Annotated in this window: 15 protein-coding genes, 1 tRNA gene and 1 pseudogene; 13 read left to right on the top strand and 4 right to left on the bottom strand. The window is 39.8% G+C overall.

The features are described 5' to 3' along the window. Positions 1-39: 39 nt before the first annotated feature. The 6 genes from SM12261_RS05505 (at position 40) to ftsY (ending at position 7,424) form a co-directional block, all read left to right on the top strand. Positions 40-111 (top strand) — tRNA-Arg (locus SM12261_RS05505). 182 nt (positions 112-293) lie between these two features. Beyond that, positions 294-992, top strand: a complete 699-nt coding sequence (gene rnc / locus SM12261_RS05500) for a ribonuclease III (protein ID WP_000661488.1) — start codon at positions 294-296, stop codon at positions 990-992. Continuing rightward, positions 983-4,522: a chromosome segregation protein SMC gene (gene smc / locus SM12261_RS05495; RefSeq protein ID WP_000280915.1), complete on the top strand. Its 3,540-nt coding sequence runs from the start codon at positions 983-985 to the stop codon at positions 4,520-4,522. The genes rnc and smc overlap by 10 nt, the downstream gene beginning before the upstream one ends. Next, positions 4,519-5,313, top strand: coding sequence for a Cof-type HAD-IIB family hydrolase (locus SM12261_RS05490; RefSeq protein ID WP_000153043.1), 795 nt, complete (start codon positions 4,519-4,521; stop codon positions 5,311-5,313). Before smc ends, SM12261_RS05490 begins: the two co-directional genes overlap by 4 nt. Continuing rightward, entirely contained in the window at positions 5,313-6,131 is an 819-nt protein-coding gene (locus tag SM12261_RS05485; RefSeq protein WP_000763411.1) for a Cof-type HAD-IIB family hydrolase, read from the top strand. The genes SM12261_RS05490 and SM12261_RS05485 overlap by 1 nt, the downstream gene beginning before the upstream one ends. Positions 6,132-6,134: 3 nt before the next feature. Then, complete coding sequence (gene ftsY / locus SM12261_RS05480; protein ID WP_000522340.1) at positions 6,135-7,424, top strand: signal recognition particle-docking protein FtsY; 1,290 nt, start codon at positions 6,135-6,137, stop codon at positions 7,422-7,424. 44 nt (positions 7,425-7,468) lie between these two features. On the opposite strand, the gene zwf is transcribed toward ftsY, so the two are convergent. From zwf to SM12261_RS05465, 3 genes are all read right to left on the bottom strand, one after another. Continuing rightward, on the bottom strand, positions 7,469-8,956 hold the full coding sequence (gene zwf, locus SM12261_RS05475) for a glucose-6-phosphate dehydrogenase (protein ID WP_000096121.1): 1,488 nt from the start codon (positions 8,954-8,956) through the stop codon (positions 7,469-7,471). 150 nt (positions 8,957-9,106) lie between these two features. Continuing rightward, a complete protein-coding gene (locus SM12261_RS05470; RefSeq protein ID WP_001096315.1) occupies positions 9,107-9,847 on the bottom strand; it encodes an amino acid ABC transporter ATP-binding protein in 741 nt (246 codons plus the stop codon). Next, a complete protein-coding gene (locus tag SM12261_RS05465) occupies positions 9,847-12,012 on the bottom strand; it encodes an ABC transporter substrate-binding protein/permease (protein ID WP_078228414.1) in 2,166 nt (721 codons plus the stop codon). The genes SM12261_RS05470 and SM12261_RS05465 overlap by 1 nt, the downstream gene beginning before the upstream one ends. A 173-nt stretch (positions 12,013-12,185) precedes the next feature. On the opposite strand from SM12261_RS05465, the gene SM12261_RS05460 reads away from it, so the two are divergent. The 3 genes from SM12261_RS05460 to SM12261_RS05450 all read left to right on the top strand — a co-directional run bounded on the left by SM12261_RS05460 (position 12,186) and on the right by SM12261_RS05450 (position 15,694). After that, on the top strand, positions 12,186-13,139 hold the full coding sequence (locus tag SM12261_RS05460) for a CPBP family intramembrane glutamic endopeptidase (RefSeq protein ID WP_000791259.1): 954 nt from the start codon (positions 12,186-12,188) through the stop codon (positions 13,137-13,139). A gap of 76 nt (positions 13,140-13,215) precedes the next feature. Then, positions 13,216-15,204: an excinuclease ABC subunit UvrB gene (uvrB, locus tag SM12261_RS05455; RefSeq protein WP_000632944.1), complete on the top strand. Its 1,989-nt coding sequence runs from the start codon at positions 13,216-13,218 to the stop codon at positions 15,202-15,204. Positions 15,205-15,226: 22 nt separating this feature from the next. Then, positions 15,227-15,694: an 8-oxo-dGTP diphosphatase gene (locus tag SM12261_RS05450; RefSeq protein ID WP_000091556.1), complete on the top strand. Its 468-nt coding sequence runs from the start codon at positions 15,227-15,229 to the stop codon at positions 15,692-15,694. Here SM12261_RS05450 and SM12261_RS05445 read toward each other — a convergent pair. Beyond that, positions 15,691-15,768: pseudogene (locus tag SM12261_RS05445) on the bottom strand (DNA-binding transcriptional regulator); the annotation flags it as partial. The gene SM12261_RS05450 and the pseudogene SM12261_RS05445 overlap by 4 nt on opposite strands. Before the next feature lie 135 nt (positions 15,769-15,903). Between SM12261_RS05445 and SM12261_RS05440 the strand changes: the two are divergent. Genes SM12261_RS05440 through SM12261_RS05425 form a run of 4 tightly spaced genes read left to right on the top strand, consistent with a single transcriptional unit; the run spans position 15,904 to position 19,654 of the window. Further along, the gene (locus SM12261_RS05440; RefSeq protein ID WP_000207599.1) at positions 15,904-16,878 is read left to right on the top strand and encodes a LacI family DNA-binding transcriptional regulator; all 975 of its coding nucleotides are present in this window, start codon (positions 15,904-15,906) and stop codon (positions 16,876-16,878) included. Beyond that, positions 16,878-17,789 carry a ribokinase gene (gene rbsK / locus SM12261_RS05435; RefSeq protein WP_000036807.1) on the top strand — a complete coding sequence of 304 codons (912 nt, stop codon included), beginning with the start codon at positions 16,878-16,880 and terminating at the stop codon, positions 17,787-17,789. Before SM12261_RS05440 ends, rbsK begins: the two co-directional genes overlap by 1 nt. Further along, positions 17,764-18,162 (top strand): D-ribose pyranase, encoded by a 399-nt coding sequence (gene rbsD / locus SM12261_RS05430; protein WP_000759833.1) that lies wholly within the window; start codon positions 17,764-17,766, stop codon positions 18,160-18,162. Before rbsK ends, rbsD begins: the two co-directional genes overlap by 26 nt. A 13-nt stretch (positions 18,163-18,175) precedes the next feature. Further along, a complete protein-coding gene (locus SM12261_RS05425; RefSeq protein ID WP_000687783.1) occupies positions 18,176-19,654 on the top strand; it encodes a sugar ABC transporter ATP-binding protein in 1,479 nt (492 codons plus the stop codon).

Genomic DNA, 19,654 nt, shown 5'->3' with positions numbered 1-19,654 from the left:
TGTTATTAGAGCAAATTTCTGTTATAATAAAACAAGTTTCCACCCTTAGTGTAATGGATATCACGTAAGATTCCGGTTCTTGAGATGGGGGTTCGATTCCCTCAGGGTGGATGTAAACATCCTAAAAAGCCTTTAATAGGGCTTTTTTCTTTACACAGCCCTAAATTGGCCCTTAAAACTGAAAATCTCTTTTTAAAGAATTCCCAAATGCTCTCCAGTCCCGTTTTAAAGTGACTCAGGGGGCTTTTTTTGATATAATAAAAAGGACTGTTATCAGTTAGAAAGAGGTTGGTATGAAAGAATTACAAACTGTACTAAAGAACCATTTTGCAATCGAATTTGCAGACAAAAATTTACTGGAGACTGCCTTTACTCATACGAGTTATGCCAATGAGCACCGCCTCTTAAAAATTTCACACAATGAACGCTTGGAATTTTTAGGAGACGCTGTTCTACAGCTATTGATTTCAGAATATCTGTATAAAAAATATCCTAAAAAGCCTGAGGGTGACTTATCTAAACTCCGTGCTATGATTGTCCGTGAGGAGAGTTTGGCTGGTTTTGCGCGTGATTGTCAGTTTGATCAGTTTATCAAGCTGGGTAAGGGGGAAGAAAAATCTGGTGGTCGCAATCGTGATACCATTCTTGGTGATGCCTTTGAGGCCTTTCTTGGTGCCCTCCTTTTGGACAAGGATGTGGCCAAAGTCAAGGAATTTATCTATCAAGTCATGATTCCTAAGGTTGAAGCAGGCGAATTTGAGATGATTACAGACTACAAAACCCATCTCCAAGAGTTGCTTCAGGTCAATGGGGATGTGGCTATTCGTTATCAGGTAATTTCTGAAACGGGTCCTGCCCACGATAAGGTTTTTGAAGTAGAAGTTCTTGTTGAAGGTAAGAGCATTGGTCAAGGTCAAGGTCGTTCTAAGAAACTAGCAGAGCAGGAAGCTGCCAAAAATGCCGTTGAGAAAGGGCTGGATTCATGTATTTAAAGGAAATCGAAATTCAGGGATTCAAGTCTTTTGCTGATAAGACTAAGGTAGTCTTTGACCAAGGTGTGACGGCAGTTGTTGGGCCCAATGGATCTGGAAAGTCGAATATTACAGAAAGTCTGCGTTGGGCTTTGGGGGAGTCTAGTGTCAAGAGTCTCCGTGGTGGCAAGATGCCGGATGTTATCTTTGCTGGAACAGAAAGTCGCAAACCGCTCAATTATGCTTCTGTAGTTGTGACTTTGGATAATCATGACGGATTTATCAAGGATGCAGGTCAAGAAATCAGGGTAGAACGTCATATCTATCGCAGTGGAGATAGCGAATACAAGATTGACGGCAAGAAAGTCCGTCTGCGTGATATTCATGACCTTTTCTTGGATACTGGATTGGGACGAGATTCCTTCTCTATCATTTCCCAAGGGAAGGTTGAGGAGATTTTCAACTCTAAGCCTGAGGAACGCCGAGCTATTTTTGAAGAAGCTGCTGGAGTTTTAAAATACAAGACTCGCAGAAAAGAAACTGAGAGTAAACTGCAGCAAACCCAGGATAATCTGGATCGTCTAGAAGACATTATCTATGAGTTGGACAATCAAATCAAGCCTCTTGAGAAGCAAGCTGAAAATGCTCGTAAGTTTCTAGATTTGGAAGGCCAACGTAAAGCTATTTACTTGGATGTTTTAGCTGCTCAAATCAAGGAAAATAAGGCTGAACTAGATTTGACAGAAGAAGAGTTGGCACAGGTTCAGGAACTATTGACTAGTTATTACCAAAAGCGTGAAAAATTAGAGGAAGAAAATCATACTCTTAAAAAGCAACGCCAAGATTTACAGGCTGAAATGGCCAAAGACCAAGGCAGTTTGATGGATTTGACCAGTCTGATTAGTGATTTAGAGAGAAAATTAGCCCTATCGAAATTAGAATCTGAACAAGTAGCCCTGAATCAACAGGAAGCACAAGCTCGTTTGGCTGCTTTGGAGGATAAGAGAAATTTACTCAGCCAAGAAAAATCTGATAAAGAAAGCTCATTAACTCTGTTAGAGGAAAATCTAGTCCAAAATAATCAAAAACTCAATCGTTTAGAAGCTGAATTGCTAGCTTTTTCAGATGATCCTGATCAGATGATTGAACTCTTACGTGAACGCTTTGTAGCTCTTCTACAAGAAGAAGCTGATGTCTCAAACCAACTGACTCGCATCGAGAATGAGTTGGAAAATAGTCGTCAGCTTTCTCAAAAACAAGCAGATCAATTAGAAAAGCTGAAAGAACAGCTGGCTACAGCTAAAGAGAAGGCTAGTCAGCAAAAAGACGAGCTTGAAGCTGCCAAGGAGCATGTTCAGAAATTATTGGCTGACTACCAAGCTATTGCCAAGGAGCAAGAGAATCAGAAATCTTCCTATCAGGCTCAACAAAATCAACTCTTTGCCCGTCTGGATAATCTCAAAAACAAGCAGGCTAGAGCCCAAAGTTTGGAAAATATCCTCAGAAATCATAGTAACTTTTATGCAGGTGTTAAGAGTGTTCTCCAAGAAAAAGCCCGCCTTGGTGGAATTATTGGTGCAGTTAGTGAGCATCTGACCTTTGATGTGCATTATCAAATTGCCCTAGAGATTGCGCTTGGAGCCAGCAGTCAGCATATCATCGTGGAAGATGAAAACGCGGCAACCAAGGCGATTGATTTCCTTAAACGAAACAGGGCTGGTCGTGCAACCTTCCTTCCGTTGACAACGATCAAGGCGCGTACGATTTCTAGTCAGAATCAAGATGCTATTGCTGCAAGCCCAGGTTTCCTTGGGATGGCAGATGAGTTGGTGACATTCGACACTAGACTGGAAGCTATTTTTAAGAATTTGCTAGCTACGACGGCTATTTTTGATACCGTGGAACATGCGCGTGCAGCAGCTCGTCACGTTCGTTATCAGGTTCGCATGGTGACACTGGATGGGACAGAGCTGCGCACAGGTGGTTCCTATGCAGGTGGAGCCAATCGCCAGAACAACAGTATTTTTATCAAGCCAGAACTGGAGCAATTACAAAAAGAAATTGCTGAAGAGGAAGCAAGTCTTCGTTCAGAAGAAGTGGCTTTGAAGACCTTGCAAGACCAGATGGCTAGATTGACAGAAAGATTAGAAGCTATTAAATCTCAGGGAGAACAGGCACGTATTCAGGAGCAGGGCTTATCCCTCTCTTACCAGCAGACCAGTCAGCAAGTTGATGAACTGGAAACTCTTTGGAAACTCCAAGAAGAGGAATTAAATCGTCTTTCTGAGGGAGATTGGCAAGCGGATAAGGAAAAATGCCAAGAGCGCCTTACTACAATCGCCAGTGACAAGCAAAATCTGGAAGCTGAGATTGAAGAGATTAAGTCTAACAAAAATGCCATCCAAGAACGCTATCAAAACTTGCAAGAACAGGTAGCGCAAGTTCGCTTGCTTAAGACAGAACTGCAAGGGCAAAAACGTTATGAAGTGGCTGATATTGACCGTCTAGGCAAGGAATTGAATAATCTAGATATCGAACAAGAGGAAATCCAGCGCCTTCTTCAAGAAAAGGTTGATAATCTGGAGAAGGTTGATACAGAATTGCTCAGTCAACAGGCTGAAGAAGCCAAAAACCAGAAAACAAATCTCCAACAAGGTTTGATTCGCAAGCAGTTTGAGTTGGATGATATTGAAGGTAAACTGGATGATATTGCTAGTCATTTGGACCAAGCTCGCCAACATAATGAGGAGTGGATTCGCAAGCAAACACGTGCTGAAGCTAAGAAAGAAAAGGTTAGCGAGCGCTTACGCCATTTACAAAGCCAATTAACAGATCAGTATCAGATTAGCTATACTGAAGCACTAGAAAAGGCTCATGAACTTGAAAATCTCAATCTGGCAGAGGAGGAAGTTAAGGATTTAGAGAAGGCTATTCGTTCACTGGGTCCGGTCAACTTGGAAGCTATTGACCAGTACGAAGAAGTTCACAATCGTCTGGATTTCCTAAATAGCCAGCGAGATGACATTTTGTCGGCGAAAAACTTGCTGCTTGAAACCATTACAGAGATGAATGATGAGGTCAAGGAACGCTTTAAATCAACCTTTGAAGCTATTCGTGAGTCCTTTAAAGTAACTTTCAAGCAGATGTTTGGTGGGGGTCAAGCAGACCTGATTTTGACTGAAGGAGACTTGCTGACAGCTGGGGTTGAGATTTCTGTTCAACCACCAGGCAAGAAAATCCAGTCCCTCAACCTCATGAGTGGTGGGGAAAAAGCCCTATCAGCTCTAGCCTTGCTTTTCTCTATTATTAGAGTTAAGACTATTCCATTTGTGATTTTGGATGAGGTAGAGGCTGCGCTTGACGAAGCCAATGTTAAACGTTTCGGGGATTACCTCAACCGCTTTGACAAGGACAGCCAGTTCATCGTCGTAACCCACCGTAAAGGAACCATGGCAGCGGCTGATTCTATCTATGGAGTGACCATGCAAGAATCAGGTGTCTCAAAAATTGTTTCGGTGAAGTTAAAAGATTTAGAAAGTATTGAAGGATGACAATTAAACTAGTAGCAACGGATATGGACGGAACCTTCCTAGATGGGAATGGACGCTTTGATATGGACCGCCTCAAGTCTCTCTTGGTTTCCTACAAGAAAAAAGGGATTTACTTTGCGGTAGCTTCGGGGCGCGGATTTTTATCTCTAGAAAAATTATTTGCTGATGTTCGTGATGACATCATTTTCATCGCGGAAAATGGCAGTTTGGTAGAGTATCGAGGTCAAGACTTGTATGAAGCGACCATGTCTCGTGAGTTTTATCTATCAACTTTTGAAAGGCTGAAAACGTCACCTTATGTAGATATCAATAAATTGCTCTTGACGGGTAAGAAGGGCTCTTATGTGCTAGATACGGTTGATGAGACCTATTTGAAAGAGAGCCAACATTATAATGAAAATATCCAAAAAGTAGCGAGTTTAGAAGATATCACAGATGATATTTTCAAATTTACAACCAACTTCACAGAAGAAACCCTTGAAGCTGGTGAAGCTTGGGTAAACGAAAACGTTCCTGGTGTTAAGGCCATGACAACTGGCTTTGAATCCATTGATATTGTTCTGGACTATGTCGATAAGGGAGTAGCCATTGTTGAATTAGCTAAAAAACTTAGCATCACGATGGATCAGGTCATGGCTTTTGGAGACAATCTAAATGACTTGCACATGATGCAGGTTGTGGGACATCCTGTAGCTCCTGAAAATGCACGACCAGAAATTTTAGAATTAGCAGAGACTGTGATTGGTCACCATAAAGACCAGTCGGTTATAGCTTATATGGAGGGCTTATAATGGCAGATATAAAATTGATTGCATTGGACTTGGACGGGACCTTGCTGACTACTGATAAAAAGCTGACGGATCGTACCAAGGCAACCTTGAAAGCTGCGCGTGATCGTGGTATTAAAGTTGTATTGACAACTGGTCGTCCCTTAAAAGCTATGGATTTCTTTCTCCATGAGTTGGGGACTGACGGTCATGAAGATGAGTATACCATTACCTTTAATGGTGGTTTGGTTCAGAAAAATACAGGTGAAATCCTTGATAAAACAGTCTTTTCATATGATGATGTGGCACGCTTGTATGAAGAAACAGAGAAATTGTCACTGCCTCTTGACGCCATCTCAGAAGGAACTGTTTATCAAATCCAATCGGACCAAGAAAGTCTTTATGCCAAATTCAATCCAGCTTTAACTTTTGTACCAGTTGACTTTGAAGACCTGTCTAGTCAAATGACCTACAATAAATGCGTGACTGCCTTTGCTCAAGAACCCTTGGATGCAGCCATTCAAAAGATTTCACCAGAATTGTTTGACCAATATGAAATCTTTAAATCACGTGAAATGTTGCTAGAGTGGTCACCAAAGAATGTACACAAAGCAACCGGTTTGGCTAAACTAATCAGTCATCTTGGAATTGACCAAAGCCAAGTGATGGCCTGTGGTGATGAAGCCAATGACCTTTCTATGATTGAATGGGCAGGGCTCGGTGTTGCCATGCAAAACGCTGTTCCTGAAGTCAAGGCAGTCGCAAATGTGGTGACCCCAATGACCAATGATGAGGAAGCTGTCGCCTGGGCTATCGAAGAATATGTGCTAAAGGAGAACTAAGATATGGGATTGTTTGACCGTCTATTCGGAAAAAAAGAAGAACCTAAAATCGAAGAAGTTGTAAAAGAAGCTCTGGAAAATCTTGATTTGTCTGAAGATGTTGAGCCAGCCTTAACAGAAGCTGAGGAACTTCCTCATGAAGAAGCAGAAGTTGAAAGTTCTGAAGAAGCTCTGCTCCAAGAAGAGGAAAATCAAGACACAGTTGAAGAAAGTCTGGATTCAGAACCAACTGTAGAAGTTTCTCAAGAAGAAATAGAAGAATTTCCAAACTCAGAAGAAGTCACAGAGGAAGAGAATACGGAGCTCCTAGAGACTGTAGAAGAAAATAATTCTGAAGTTCTTGAAGCAGAAACGACTCAAGTAGAAGAGACTGTTCAGGAAAAATATGACCGCAGTCTCAAGAAAACTCGTACAGGATTTGGTGCTCGTTTGAATGCCTTCTTTGCCAATTTCCGCTCTGTTGATGAAGAATTTTTCGAGGAACTGGAAGAACTGCTAATTATGAGTGATGTTGGTGTCCAGGTCGCTTCTAACTTAACAGAGGAGCTACGCTACGAAGCCAAGCTTGAAAACGCCAAGAAACCTGACGCACTTCGCCGTGTCATCATTGAGAAATTGGTTGAGCTTTATGAAAAGGATGGTAACTACGATGAAAGAATCCACTTCCAAGATGGCTTGACAGTCATGCTCTTTGTCGGGGTCAATGGTGTTGGGAAAACAACTTCTATCGGGAAACTAGCCCACCGCTACAAACAAGCTGGCAAGAAAGTCATGTTGGTTGCGGCAGATACCTTCCGTGCAGGGGCAGTAGCCCAGCTAGCAGAATGGGGCCGTCGTGTAGATGTTCCAGTAGTAACTGGAGCTGAAAAAGCTGACCCAGCCAGTGTGGTCTTTGATGGCATGGAACGTGCCGTATCTGAAGGTATCGATATTCTCATGATCGATACTGCAGGTCGTCTGCAAAATAAGGATAACCTTATGGCCGAGCTAGAAAAGATTGGTCGTATCATCAAACGTGTTGTGCCAGAAGCTCCGCATGAAACCTTCTTGGCACTTGATGCATCAACAGGTCAAAACGCTCTTGTACAGGCCAAAGAATTTTCAAAAATAACGCCATTAACTGGAATTGTCTTGACTAAGATTGATGGAACTGCTCGAGGTGGTGTTGTTTTAGCCATCCGTGAAGAACTCAATATTCCTGTAAAATTGATTGGTTTTGGTGAAAAAATCGATGATATTGGAGAGTTTAACTCAGAAAACTTTATGAAGGGTCTCTTAGAAGGCTTAATCTAATCAGAAGCAAAAATCCTGCAAGGCACAAACTTGCAGGATTTTTTTTATTCTAAACGACCATCTTGACGATAAGCGATATCTGGTTGCCAAGTCCATTTAGCACCGAATTTTTCAAGTAAGTCAAAGCTTGCTTGAGGTCCCATGCTTCCAGCTTTATAGTCATGAAGTGGGGCACCATTTTCAGCCCAGAGTTCTTCGATACGGTCAATCAATTTCCATGATGCACCAACCTCATCCCAGTGGCTAAAGTTAGTTGAGTTGTTATTTAAGACATCATAGATTAATTTCTCGTATGGTTCTGGGGAAGCACCAGTTGCAGTCGCATCTGTACGGTAATCAAGTGAGTTAGGAGCCAAGTTAAATTCTTCTCCTACTTGCTTCCCATTTAGGCTAAGAGAGAAGCCTTCTGTTGGTTGGATATAGATGGTCAAAATGTTTGGAGCAAGTGGTTCTCCAAAGATAGAATCCATTTGTTTAAAGACGATGTTGACATGAGTTCCTTTTTCAGTCAGACGTTTACCAGTACGGAAGAAGAAAGGAACGCCACGGAATCGATCGCTGTTTACAAAGAAGGCACCAGATGCAAAGGTTTCAGTTGTAGATTCTGGATTCACATTTGGTTCACTACGATAAGAGATATATTTCATGCCATCAATCTTACCAGAGCGGTATTGACCACGGATAAAGTATTCTTTAAGTTCTTCATCAGTTGGGTGATAGAGGTTTTTAAAGACCTTAATCTTCTCAGCACGAATCTCGTCTTTTGTGAAGCTTGCTGGCTTGTCCATGGCAAGGAGAGAAAGCAGTTGTAGTGTATGGTTTTGTACCATGTCGCGGAGGGCACCAGATTGGTCATAGTAGCCACCACGTTCTTCTACACCCAAGCGCTCTGCAAAAGTAATTTGAACATTGTCGATAAAATCCTTGTTCCAAACATTTTCAAAAATCAAGTTTGCAAAGCGAACTGCAAAGATACTTTGGATCATTTCCTTACCAAGATAATGGTCAATACGGAAAATTTGTTCTTCGTCAAATGTTGCTAGGAGCTCGTCATTCAACTTGCTTGCAGTTGCGTAATCTGTACCAAATGGTTTTTCAACGATTAAGCGCTCAAAACCTTTACCATCCACAATGTTTTCAGACTTGAGGTGTTTGGCGATAGTTCCAAAGAACTGAGGTGCCATAGACAAGAAGAAGAGCTTGTTGTGTTCAGCTTGGTATTTGTCATTTAGTTCAGCCTGCAATTGACGCAAAGCAATGTAGTGCTCTGTATCATTGACATCATGACTTTGATAGTAGAAGTGGCTAGCGAACTCCTGAGCCTGTTCGGTACTATCTGCCAAATCAAGGATCGATTCGACTACAACAGATTCAAAATATTCCTTGCTCCAAGAACGACGAGCAGTTCCAATGACTGCAAAGTGCTCGGAAAGATTGCCGGATTTATAAAGTCTAAAAAGGGAAGGGTAGAGCTTGCGTTTAGCCAGGTCTCCACTCGCACCGAAAATTGTAACAATAACCTTAGATGACATCTAGCTACCTAATTTCTATTTTTATTCCTAGTCTTGCTAGGTATGAGGAAACCTCATTTCATAAACTTAATTCTAACATAATTTTCCGAAAAATCAAAAAATCCAATACGAGATAGAAAAAAACTGTAAGGAAATCCTTACAGTTTGAGTTTAGACGTTTAAGACCTTGTCCAAGAACTCTTTCAGACGTGGGTGTTGTGGGTTATCAAAGATTTGATCAGGTGTTCCGTCTTCTAGGAATTCACCGTCTGCAGTAAAGATAACGCGGTTGGCAACTTGACGGGCAAATCCCATTTCATGGGTTACGATAATCATGGTCATACCTTGCTCAGCCAATTCCTTCATAACGTTCAGTACGTCTCCGACCATCTCAGGGTCAAGGGCTGAAGTTGGTTCATCAAAGAGCATGATATCTGGGTTCATTGCAAGTCCACGAGCGATGGCCACACGTTGTTTTTGACCACCTGATAGGCTATCTGGATTAGCATTAGCTTTATCTGCTAGCCCAACCTTGTCAAGCAACTCCATTCCCAATTTCTCAGCTTCTTCCTTAGTCATCAACTTGTGCTCGATAGGAGCAAAAGTAATGTTATCCAATACAGACATGTGTGGGAAGAGGTTGAAGTGTTGGAAAACCATTCCGATATTTTCACGGACGTGGTCAACGTTGGTTGTTTTTTCAGTTAAGTCATAACCGTTCACAGTGATGTGACCGCTAGTAACTTCTTCTAGAAGGTTGAGGCTACGAAGGAAGGTCGATTTACCAGAACCTGAAGGACCAATGATACAAACAACATCTCCTTCATAGAATTTAGTCGTAATTCCTTTTAAAACTTCATTTTTTCCATAGTGCTTGTGTAAATCATTTACATCAATTTTTAGTTTTGCCATTAACGAATCCTCTTTTCTAAGCGTTTCGCTAGTCTAGTCAAAAGTGTGATAATTACAAGATAGAAGATAGCAAGGATTGCATACATCTTGAAACTTTGGTAGTTACGGGCAATGATAATCTTACCAGTTTGGAAGAGTTCAACCAAACCGATAGCAGATACGATTGTTGTATCTTTAAGAGCGATAACGAATTGGTTAACAAAGTTTGGCAACATCAATTTAGTTGCTTGTGGCAAGATAATCTTACGCATGGTTTTTCCATAAGAGATACCCAAGCTTCGGCTGGCTTCCATTTGGCCAACTGGAACGGCCTGAATACCACCACGAACGATTTCAGCGATATAAGCCGCTGCATTGAGCGATAGGGCAATAGTACCAGCTACAAAGTCGTTAATTGGGCTTTGTTGGCCTGTGATAGACTCGATGAAGTTTGGAATTCCCCAGAAGATGAAGGCTGCAAGAATCATCAATGGAATACCACGAATAACGTCAACGAAAATCTCAGAGATCACACGAAGAGATTTGTAGGGGCTAACGCTAAACATACCGAAGATAATCCCGATGACAATGGCAATAGCAAACGAGATAAGAGCTAGAGCAAGAGTGATACCAAGACCACTAAGGAGTTGTTTGTAGTTGTTTTGAAGCAAGCCCCAGATAGTTGTTTCGTCAACAGTGCTTGTTGAAGCAGTTGATGATTCACTAGCTAGGTATTTATCAAGAATCTTTTGGAATTCACCGTTTGCTTTAAGGTTTGCAAGTCCGTTATTGAACATTTCAATCAATTCTGGATTTGCTCCTTTTTTAACAGCAAAGGCTGTTTCACCGATTGGAGTTCCAGCGATTGGAGTTTTCAATTTTTGTCCTTGGCTGATAGAATATTTGAGGACAGGCTCATCATCCATAACAGCATCGATGGCTCCAGTATTTAAACTGTCATACATTGAAGAACCATCAGCAAAGGTTTTAATTTTGTAACCGTATTTGCTTTGATTTTCTGTTAGGAAGGTTTGAGAAGCAGTTCCGTTTTTAACACCAACTGTCTTCCCTTTCAAGTCTTCATAGGAAGCAATGGTGCTTGATTCTTTGACACCAAGGATAGTATTAGCAGTGTAGTATGATTCTGAGAAGTCAAAAGTTGCCTTACGAGCATCTGTGACAGACATACCAGCAATGATACCATCGGCTTGACCAGCTTGAACAGCACTGATAGCGGCATCGAAACCAGGGTTGGTGATTTCAATTTCAAAACCTTGGTCTTTAGCGATTGCCTTAATCAATTCCATATCAATACCAGTAAATTGGTTACTTGAGTTTTGGAAAACAAAAGGTGCAAAAGAAGAATCGCTGGCAATGATATATTTAGCTTTAACAGGAATGGCTTTTAAGCCTGCTAGAGTAGTTGTAGTTGGCACTGCTGAAGATGATGAAGCAGTCCATTTCTTGATGATTTTATCAAGACTACCATCTTTTTTCATTTCAGCCAAGGCTTGGTTAAATTCAGTAACTAGGTGCTCGTATTTGCTACCTTTTTTAACACCGAAAGCAAAGCTACCTACAGCTTCACCATCCATTTCAATATGGAGGTCTTGCCCTTGGTTAATGGCATATTCGATAACAGGTTTGTCATCCATCATGGCATCGATGGCACCAGCACTCAAGCTGTTGTTCATCAAATCACTAGTGTCAAATGTTTTAATAGTAAAGCCGTATTTATCTTTGATTGTTTCAAGAAAACGTTGAGCAGCAGTTCCGTTTTTAACACCAACGGTTTTGCCAGTTAATTGGTCATATTTACTAATCTTGTGTGCCTTTGTAGTAGCAATGACAACTTTTGTATCATAGTAAGTATCAGACATGGTGAAGACTTTTTCACGTTCTTTAGTCTTTGTCATCCCTGCCATGATAGCGTCAGCTTGACCAGCTTGAACCGCATTTACCGCTGCGTCAAAACCAGGATAAGACATCTGAATGTTCCATCCTTTAATCTCAGCGACTTTGTTGATAATGTCAACATCAATTCCTTTATAAGTTTGATCTGAATCTTTAAACTCAAAAGGTGCATAGGCGGTATCAGACACAATCTTAATCGTTTCAGCTTTCGCGATACCTAATGAGAAAATTGGGAATAAAATTAGCAAAAATGCTAGAAATTTTTTCTTCATTTTTAGTCTCCTTTTCCGAATATTTTCCCATTATATCAGAAAAAACAAAAAAATGCAAATCTAGGGACTTTTATGTTAGAAGATATAACATAAAAGCTCTTTATTTCTTTCTTGAACTGCTACCACAAAGTGCTATAATAATAGTATATAATAGAAGGAAAGAGGACAGGGATATGAAGAACAAAAAAATATTTAAAGACTTCCAAGCTTCAAAAATGAGTTTATACATTTACACAAGTCTCTTGTTAGCCTTTGTTTTTGTCTTCGTAGGAGAGTTTGTGGCTTATACTTTGTATGGTATTAGTTTGTTAGCACTCATCGGACTTGCTAGAAATTTTGGAGAGAGTGGTCAAGCTTTTGCTGCCTTCTTACAAACCTTGCTTCAGAGCTTGACGGATAAAACAAGTGACTTTCGTTTAATTTTAGAATTGCTGTCCTTTGGTTTCGTTCTCAACACTGTGTTCAGATGGACTAGAAAAGTTGAGAAAAGACCTATTCGAACCTTGGGATTTTATAGAGAGAATTTCTTCAGCAATCTTCTTAAAGGATTTGGTATAGGTCTGGCACTTTTTCTTCTGACCTTGTTAGGTTTAGTAGCATTAGGGCAATATCGTTTTGAGTCCATTCACTTGAATCCTTATTCGCTAGCCTTTGTCATTTTTACCGTTCCATTTTGGATTTTACAGGGGACAACAGAAGAAGTGGTGGCCCGTGCTTGGCTCCTTCCTCAATTGGCCTCAAGAACCAATCTAAAACTAGCTGTTCTTATATCTAGCCTGTTCTTTACCCTGCTTCATGCGGGAAATTCTGGTCTCACCCCTCTATCTCTAGTGAATCTCTTTTTATTCGGAGTTGCCATGTCACTTTACCTCCTCAAAACAGATACAGTTTGGGGTGTAGCAGGTATTCATGGGGCTTGGAATTTTGCTCAGGGAAATCTTTTTGGGATTTTAGTTAGTGGTCAGCCGTCAGGAACGTCTTTGATGACCTTTTTACCACAAGGTAATCAAGATTGGCTATCAGGTGGCTCTTTTGGGATAGAAGGATCTATCATGACAAGTCTGATCTTGCTACTGCTGATTGTCTATCTCGCTTATCAATTAAAGAAAGAAAATGAAAGGATGTGACTTCGGTCCGTCCTTTTCTTCGTGAAAATGTTACAAGTATGCTAAAATAGGAATAGCACATCAAGAGAGGATTCTTATGATTACCCGCATTACTGACAATCAATTTAAACTAGTATCAAAATATGAACCATCAGGAGACCAACCCCAAGCTATCGAGCAGTTGGTTGATAATATCGAGGGGGGCGAAAAAGCTCAGATTCTGATGGGGGCGACTGGTACAGGGAAGACCTATACCATGAGTCAGGTCATTTCCAAAGTCAATAAACCCACTCTGGTCATCGCCCACAATAAGACTCTGGCAGGACAGCTCTATGGGGAGTTTAAGGAATTTTTCCCTGAGAATGCTGTTGAGTATTTTGTGTCTTACTATGATTATTACCAGCCAGAGGCCTATGTTCCTTCTAGTGATACCTATATTGAGAAGGACAGCTCTGTCAATGACGAGATTGATAAACTCCGCCACTCAGCGACTTCGGCTCTTTTGGAGCGTAATGATGTCATTGTTGTGGCTTCTGTCTCTTGTATCTATGGTTTGGGTTCGCCCAAGGAATACGCTGATAGTGTCGTTAGTCTCCGTCCAGGTCTTGAAATTTCTCGTGATAAACTCTTGAATGACTTGGTTGATATCCAGTTTGAACGTAATGATATTGATTTCCAACGGGGAAGATTTCGTGTGCGTGGGGATGTAGTGGAGATTTTCCCTGCTTCCCGTGATGAACATGCCTTTCGAGTGGAGTTTTTCGGAGACGAGATTGACCGTATCCGTGAGGTTGAGGCTCTGACAGGCCAGGTATTGGGAGAAGTGGATCATTTGGCGATTTTCCCAGCTACTCACTTTGTGACCAATGACGACCATATGGAAGTGGCTATTGCCAAGATTCAGGCAGAGTTGGAGGAGCAGTTAGCTGTCTTTGAGAAGGAAGGCAAATTACTTGAAGCTCAGCGTTTGAAGCAGCGGACAGAGTACGATATCGAAATGCTGCGCGAGATGGGCTATACAAATGGGGTTGAAAACTATTCACGCCATATGGATGGCCGTAGCGAAGGTGAGCCACCTTATACGCTTCTCGACTTCTTTCCAGATGATTTCTTGATTATGATTGACGAGAGTCATATGACTATGGGACAAATCAAAGGTATGTACAATGGTGACCGTTCGCGTAAGGAAATGCTGGTTAATTATGGTTTCCGTTTGCCATCAGCTTTGGACAATCGTCCTCTCCGTCGGGAGGAGTTTGAGAGTCACGTTCATCAGATTGTTTACGTTTCAGCGACACCTGGTGACTATGAAAATGAACAGACCGAGACAGTGATTGAGCAAATCATTCGTCCAACAGGACTCTTGGATCCAGAGGTAGAAGTCCGTCCGACTATGGGACAGATTGATGACCTTTTGGGTGAAATCAATGCCCGTGTTGAAAAGAATGAACGAACCTTTATCACCACTTTGACTAAGAAAATGGCAGAGGACTTGACCGACTACTTCAAGGAAATGGGTATCAAGGTCAAGTACATGCACTCGGATATCAAGACCTTGGAACGGACGGAGATTATCCGTGATCTGCGCTTGGGTGTCTTTGATGTCTTGGTCGGAATTAACCTGCTCCGTGAAGGGATTGACGTACCTGAAGTGAGTCTCGTAGCCATTCTAGATGCTGACAAGGAAGGCTTCCTCCGTAACGAACGTGGCTTAATCCAAACTATTGGACGTGCTGCCCGTAACAGCGAAGGACATGTCATCATGTATGCGGACACGATGACTCAGTCTATGCAACGTGCCATTGATGAAACTGCCCGCCGTCGGAAAATCCAGATGGCTTATAATGAAGAGCATGGTATCGTACCTCAAACCATCAAGAAAGAAATCCGTGATCTTATTGCCGTGACCAAGGCAGTTGCTAAGGAAGAGGACAAGGAAGTCGATATTAATAGCCTTAATAAACAAGAACGCAAAGACCTCGTCAAGAAACTAGAAAAACAAATGCAAGAAGCTGTCGAAGTGCTTGACTTTGAACTCGCAGCTCAGATTCGTGATATGATGCTGGAAGTCAAGGCGTTGGATTAGAATAGTATCTAAAGGAGAAAATATGTCCCGTTCCCAATTAACAATTTTAACAAACATTTGTCTGATTGAAGACCCCGAAACTCAGCGCGTGGTTATGCAGTATCGCTCTCCTGAAACAAATCGCTGGTCTGGTTATGCCTTTCCTGGAGGTCATGTTGAAAATGGTGAGGCTTTTGCGGAGTCTGTCATTCGTGAAATCTACGAAGAAACAGGATTGACTATCCAAAATCCTCAACTTGTCGGCATTAAAAATTGGCCACTAGATACAGGTGGGCGCTATATTGTCATTTGTTATAAGGCGACTGAGTTCTCTGGTAGCCTTCGCTCTTCAGATGAAGGAGAAGTTTCTTGGGTGCAAAAAGACCAGATTCCAAACTTGGATCTGGCCTATGATATGTTACCCTTGATGGAGATGATGGAAGCTCCTGACAAATCAGAGTTTTTCTACCCTCGCCGTACAGAAGATGATTGGGAGAAGAAAATCTTCTAGTCTTTTACTAAATAACCTAGCTGATCCAAGGCCTCCTCAATATAGTGGAGGTCTTGTTGTGTTTCGTATCTAATAGTAATAGGATATTAGTAAAAACATGTGTACTCTGAAATAAATTTAAAATATTTCTAAAAAAGTATTGACAAAATAAAAGAAAACGCTTACTATATAAATAAGGGAACGGTTCCACAACGTAAGAAGGAGGAGTGATGACTACAATAAAACAGGTTGCTGAAGAAGCTGGAGTATCAAAATCAACAGTTTCAAGATATATTTCGAAAAAAGGCTATGTCGGAGATGATGCTAGAGAAAAGATAAAAAATGCTATCAAGAAATTAAATTACACGCCGAATGTATTAGCACAATCTTTGAAAACTAAAAAAAATCAAATGGTAGGACTCTTATTGCCAGATATTTCTAATCCCTTCTTCCCAAGATTGGTTCGAGGAGCTGAATCATATTTGAAAGATAAAGGTTATAGGATTATGGTTGGTACTATTTCAGATCATGATTCGTTAGAAGAATATATAAACCTTTTGTTAAAAACAAATGCAGCTGGTATTATAACGACACTTGACTTTACAAAGGAATTTCCAAATCTGACGTTACCTGTCGTTGTGGTTGACCGGATTAGTAAAGATACAGGTTACGGTGTCTTTTCTGATAATCAGTTGGGTGGACGTTTGGCTGCTAAAGCAATTTGGAATGCTGGCGCTAAGCAAGTTATGATTATTAAAGTTTTAGATGATAAAGCTGAGAACATTGCGGAACGATTTGAAGCAAGTTTAAACTATTTGAGGAATAAATCTTTAGAGATTCGTATTGAAGAAAGTGAAACATTTGAGTTTGAAAAAATTCAAACAGAAGCTAAAGAGAATCTAAAAAGAAATCCAAATATTGATAGTATTATAGCGCCTTCTGATATTCATGCGATAGCTTATATTCATGAAATTTTAGCAATTGGTAAAAAAATCCCAGATGATATTCAAATCATTGGTTATGATGATATTGTACTTAGTCAATTTATTTATCCTTCTTTATCAACTATTCACCAATCATCATATAAAATGGGAGAACAGGCTGCAAAGCTAATCTATAATATGGCAAATAAGTTCTCTATAGATGAAGCTAAAATTAAACTACCTGTTAGATACGTAGAAAGAAATACATTAAGGAGAAAGTAATGAGTAAAATTGTTGTTGTTGGAAGTATTTCAATGGACTTAGTTATGAGAACAAAAAGGATTCCAGAAGGAGGTGAAACGATTTTTGGGGATTCATTTAATATAGTTCCGGGTGGAAAAGGTGCAAATCAAGCTGTAGCTATTGGTAGATTATCCAGTGTAGAAGATAATATTTACATATTTGGAAACGTCGGAGAAGATATTTTTTCAGCAGATTTACTAAGTAATCTGCAAAATAATAATATTTCTACAGAACATGTGGGAACGGTACCACAATCTACAGGAGTTGCACAAATTACTTTATATGGAGGTGATAATAGAATTATTTATTATCCCGGAGCGAATAATTTAGTTAAAACAAATGATTGGAAAAATGAGTGGGAATTGATTAGTGATGCAAGTATTGTTGTATTACAGAATGAAATACCACATGAAGCCAACCTATCTATAGCTAAATTTTGTCAAGAAAATAAAGTTAAGGTACTTTACAATCCTGCACCAGCTAGAGAAACAGATATAGAGATGATTCCTTTTTGTGATTTTATTACTCCTAATGAGCATGAATGTTCAGAGCTTTTTCCAGATAAGAAATTAGAAGAAATTATTAAAATTTATCCTAATAAAATGATTGTGACATTAGGAGTTGAAGGTTCTATTTATTATGATGGGGCAGCAGTTCAGAAGATTCCTGCTATAAAAGCAGAAGTAGTTGATACTACAGGAGCAGGAGATACGTTTAATGGTGCTTTTGCTTATGCTGTCTCAAAAGGAAAAGAGATGAATGTTGCATTGTCCTTTGCAACGATTGCTTCACATCTTTCTGTTCAAAGATTTGGAGCGCAAGGTGGCATGCCGAGTTTGAAAGAAATAAAGGAGCATCCAGGATATGAAGAAATATGGGATTTTAAATAGTAATATAGCAAAACTAGCTGATGATTTAGGTCATATGGATTTGGTTTGTATTGGAGATTTAGGATTGCCAGTTCCAAAAGGTATTGATAAAATTGATTTAGCATTAAGAAAAGGTAGTCCAAGTTTTTTAGAAGTTTTAAAAGAATATTCAGATCATGTACTTATTGAAAAAATTTTCTTAGCAGAAGAAATTAAGGAAAAAAACAAAGAACAGTGGCAAGCAGTTCTAGATCTTTTAGGATCGAATATAATTATTGAATATATTAGTCATGAAGAATTGAAAGCTATGAATACTACAGTTAAGGCAGTTATTCGCACTGGGGAAGATACACCATATTCGAATATAATCTTGCAATCAGGAGTTATTATTTAGAAGGGAGTTGCCTATGAAAATTGAAATGAAGAACATTTCAAAATCTTTTGGGAATAATCGTGTTTTAGAAAGTATTGATTTGGTTCTTAATTCAGGAGAAGTTCATGCTTTAATGGGAGAGAATGGTGCAGGCAAATCAACCTTAATGAATATTTTAACTGGACTTTTTCCAGCTACTTCAGGAACTATTTTTATTGATGGAAAAGAAAAAACATTTTCTAATCCTCAAGAGGCAGAACGGTTTGGACTGAGTTTTATTCATCAAGAAATGAATACTTGGCCAGATATGACTGTACTTGATAATCTTTTTTTAGGAAGAGAAATTAAAAATTCGATTGGGTTTCTAGATAAAGCTAGTATGGAAAGGAAAGCTAAAGAAGCATTTAAACGTCTTAATATCTCTATTCCTCTCGATGCAATCATTGGTCAATTATCAGTCGGACAACAACAAATGATAGAAATAGCAAAATGTTTATTATCAGAAGTTTCCTTGTTAATTATGGATGAACCCACAGCAGCTTTAACTGATCGTGAAACTGAAACACTTTTTAAAGTGATAGAAGGATTAAAATCTGATGGTGTAGGTATTGTGTATATTTCACATCGGATGGAAGAAATCTTTAAGATTACAGATCTTATAACTGTTATGAGGGATGGGTTTGTAATTGATACCAAGAGAACGAAGTTAACTAATGCGGATGAATTAGTTCAAAAGATGGTGGGGCGTGAATTAGAAGATTATTATCCAGAAAAAAAGGCTGAGATTGGGAATATTGTTTTTCAAGCTAAGAATCTTTCTGGTGATGCTTTTACGGATATTTCTTTCTATGTACGTCAAGGGGAAATTCTTGGTTTTTCTGGTTTGATGGGTGCTGGTCGTACTGAAATAATGAGAGCAATTTTTGGAATTGATTCTTTAAAATCTGGTCAAATTATAATAAATGAAGAAGAACTGATAATTAAAAATCCTTTTGAAGCAATTAAGCATGGAATTGGTTTCTTAACAGAAGATCGTAAAGATGAGGGATTGATTTTAGATTTTTCTATTAAAGATAATATGACTTTACCTAGTACTCGTGATTTTGTTAAAAATGGCATTTTTGATAATAAAACAAGTGATATATTTGTACAACGTTTAATTGATAGGCTACGAATTAAATCAGGTTATCCAGATAAGGAAGTTGGGACACTTTCTGGTGGTAATCAACAGAAAGTAGTTTTAGCAAAATGGATAGGTATTGCTCCAAAAGTACTGATTCTAGATGAGCCAACTCGTGGGGTAGATGTTGGTGCTAAGCGTGAAATTTACCAATTAATGAATGAATTGGCTGAACGAGGTGTGCCGATTATTATGGTATCTTCAGATTTACCAGAAGTGATCGGAGTCAGTGATCGCATTATGGTCATGCATGAAGGAAGAATTAGTGGAGAATTAACACGTCAAGAAGCTACACAAGAAAAAGTTATGCAACTAGCCACAGGAGGACAATAG

It is taken from the genome of Streptococcus mitis NCTC 12261, from assembly GCF_000148585.2.
In the GTDB taxonomy this organism is placed as follows: Bacteria; Bacillota; Bacilli; order Lactobacillales; family Streptococcaceae; genus Streptococcus; species Streptococcus mitis.
Note: the sequence above shows the minus strand (reverse complement) of the source record. Positions and strands in the feature narration are given on the sequence as shown.